Source organism: Robiginitalea marina, assembly GCF_024006985.1.
GTDB lineage: Bacteria > Bacteroidota > Bacteroidia > Flavobacteriales > Flavobacteriaceae > Robiginitalea > Robiginitalea marina.
The window spans coordinates 1-3,165 of the sequence record NZ_JAMXIB010000025.1 but is presented as its reverse complement, the minus strand read 5'-3'; the positions used below and the strand labels follow the sequence as shown (position 1 = coordinate 3,165).

Sequence of the window (3,165 nt, the reverse complement as noted above, 5' to 3'; positions counted from 1 at the left end):
TTATCGAGGTTCTGTTTGAGGTCTTCCACAATGGCCCGGACCTCGGAAAGGTCGCCCTTTTCCAGTTCTTCAGCCATTTCTTCGAGCAGTTCATTGCTGACCTCCGAGAAGTTGTTGACAAAGTTGAGCGGGTTCTGGATCTCATGGGCGATGCCTGCGGTGAGCTCGCCCAGGGAGGCCATTTTTTCAGATTGGATGAGTTGGGTCTGGGTTTGCTTGAGTTCTGTGTAGGCCTTCTCGATTTCCCGTGCATGGGCCAGTTCCCGGTCTTTGATGCGTTCCCGCTCCTTTTTCAGGGTCCGGTTTTTCTGGATCCGGTGTGCTGTGAGCAATCCGAGGAGAACAAGCAGCCCATACCCGGAGTAGGCCCACCAGGTTCTCCACCAGGGTGGTGTGATTGAGAAGGCAACCGTTTTTGGGGCACTCCAAACGCCGTTCGGGCTCGAAGCCCGAACGGAGAAAGTATAGTCCCCGGGTTTGAGATCATAGAAGTAAGCTGAACGCGAGTTGCCCACCTGGCGCCAATCTTCATCCACAGGTGTAAGCTTGTAGGCAAACTGGTTCTTTGAAGGATTGTCATAATGGATGCCCTTATAGGAAATGGAGAGGTTATTCTGGGAGTGCTGCAGGGTGATGTCTTGTTCCCCTGAAAATGAAATGGCTTCCTCCCCAACCCTGATTCCCGTAATCCGCATGATCGGGGGCCGGGAGTCCCCGGTGAAATCAGCCGGATCAAAAACAGTGACCCCATTACTGCCACCAAAGACAAAAAGCCCATTGGATAATTCAATGGCTGAATTGTCGGCGTAAAGGCTCTGGGCACCTGCTTCATTGCCGTAGGAAGTAAAGGTTTCGGTTTCTCTGTCAAACTGGGTGATGCCCCGAAAGGTGCTCATCCACAGTACATTTCTGGCTTTGTCTTCCAGGATTCCCTGTATGCTTGGGCTGGGCAGGCCGTCTTCGATACCGTAATACCGGATTTCCCCCGTGTCGGGATCATACTTGTTCAGGCCTCCCTGCCAGGTGCCCACCCAGAGGTATCCCTCTTCATCCTCCAGCAGGGAATTGATGTCCTGTGATGAGAATACCGGGCCTTTGTTGGGATCATATCCGTGTCGTTCCAGTAAATCCGTACTCGTATCAAGGAAGAACAGGCCATCGTTGGTCTGTACCCATAGCCCGCCCCGTTTGCTTTCCATTACTTTCAGGACCTCATTGCTCACCACCTGCCCCATCTCCCCTTTCGAGAAGTCATACAGGCTGTAACTTGCTCCGGATTGCCTGTACAGCCCTGACATGGTGCAGATCCAAAGGTCCCCTCCGGAATCCCTGTACACATAATTGAGCCATTCCACATTTTCGGATTCACTTAGGATTCCAGGGTCCACGACCTCCCCTGAATTGACATCGTACCCGTAGAGCTTTTTACCGGACCGGAAAAGAAGGCGTCCCTTGTCATAGGCGTTGATCATCTGTATTTGTCCGTACTGGGGCAGCTCTTCCTTAAAGAGCATCTTGGAGATTTCCCCCGTAGCTGGGTTGATCCGGTTCAGGCCTTCTTCCCCTGCCCAGTTATAGGTGGGGAACCAGAGATTGCCCGCTTCGTCCTCAAATGGATTGCTGGCCCACCCTTCCGTCACTGAATTCGGATCATCCGGGTTATGCAGGTAAGAGGTAAGGGATTGTTGGGGGGGGATGCAGTACAGCCCATAGGCCCCGGTTCCCAGCCAAATATTACCCATCGTATCATAAAGAAAGGCATTAAATGGCCTGGCCATCGTGTTTTTCGGGATCTCTAATTTACCTGATGGGATGTCATACAGCTCCAGTCCATCCCGGTGGCTGATCCAAAGCCGGGCATTGTCGTAGCCTATGCGGGTAGTCCAGTCAAGAATGCCATTAAACGGCGATTGGAAGGATTTAAAATCTATTGTATCCTCCGTCAAATCTATTTTCCCCAGGCGCCACTGGTTGGTCACAAACCAGAGGGATCCCTCCTTGTCCCAAACCATGTCCGTGAGTACCTCCTGGTCCTGCCAGGCGAACCTTTGAAACTGTTCAAAGTCCGTAAATACGGTTTCTTCCGACCGGATGATCATAAAGCCCTGATTGCAGATAATGGCAATGTCACCCCGATCGTTGCTTTCCATACGGTAGACATTCTGCACGGGTTGGCCATCGGGCAGGTTCACGACCTCAAATTCCCCGTCTGTTTCGCGGTACCTAAGTAAACCGGGATACTCGTTGTACCCGGTTCCGGAATTGATGCCGAAATAAAAGCTGCCGTTCCCGTCGGATTCGATATGGGTAATCATCGGCTGGGCATTTGACGGGTACTCAATGAATTTATTGAGGGGGTAGTTTCTAAAAAAGCCCGTCTGCACGTCATACCGGTAGACCTTGTTCTGGCTGCCAATCCAGATGTCCCCGTTCCGCCCTTCGGCCAGTTTGTAAAGAAGCAGGTCATCTATGGTCGTGGAGTCCTTTGTATCAGGATAGAAATTCCTGAATTCATATCCATCAAAAGTAAGCAGGCCGCTGAAGGTGGTAATCCAGATTTCCCCGTTCCGGTCAGCGAGGAGGTCTGTGATGATCATCCCGTTGAGTTCCTCGTAGTGGTTTACCCTGCTGAAATTGACCTGCCCATATCCCCAAAGGGAAATAAACAGGAACAGAAAAGAGCATGAAAAACGGGGCGTCATTTGGGTAAAATAATCAAAAATTCAGTGCCTTCACCTATATCTGACACCATTTTCAACTGCCCCCCATGCCCCTTGGTCACAATGTCGTAGCTCATGGAGAGCCCCAGCCCGGTGCCCTGCCCGGTGGGCTTGGTGGTAAAGAAGGGCTGGAAAATCTTGTCCCTGATCGCCTCCGGGATGCCGTTGCCATTGTCCGCCACCGCGATCTCAACGCCCTCAGGCGTCCTGCGGGTGCATACTGTAACCCGGGATTCAAACCCCTCCGGGGCCTGCTGCTTCTTTTCGGTTACGGCGTGGAAGGCGTTGGTGAGCAGGTTCAGCAGCACCCGCCCAATGTCCTGGGGGACCAGGGCTACGGACCCCACCGCGTCGTCAAACTCGGTTTCCAGGGTGGCGTTGAAGCTTTTGTCTTTGGCGCGCAGGCCGTGATAGGCCAGGCGGAGGTATTCCTCGGCCAGGGCGT

General features: G+C 52.7%; 2 protein-coding genes. Both read right to left on the bottom strand.

The genetic code is table 11. The annotated features are described in order from the left end of the window. Nucleotides 1-2,702, bottom strand: a 2,702-nt coding sequence (locus tag NG653_RS14795) for a ligand-binding sensor domain-containing protein (protein ID WP_305882152.1), incomplete at its 3' end; no start/stop codon positions are given. Then, nucleotides 2,699-3,165 (bottom strand): sensor histidine kinase (locus NG653_RS14585; RefSeq protein WP_252742454.1); only part of this gene is annotated, 467 nt, incomplete at its 5' end. The genes NG653_RS14585 and NG653_RS14795, both read right to left, overlap by 4 nt.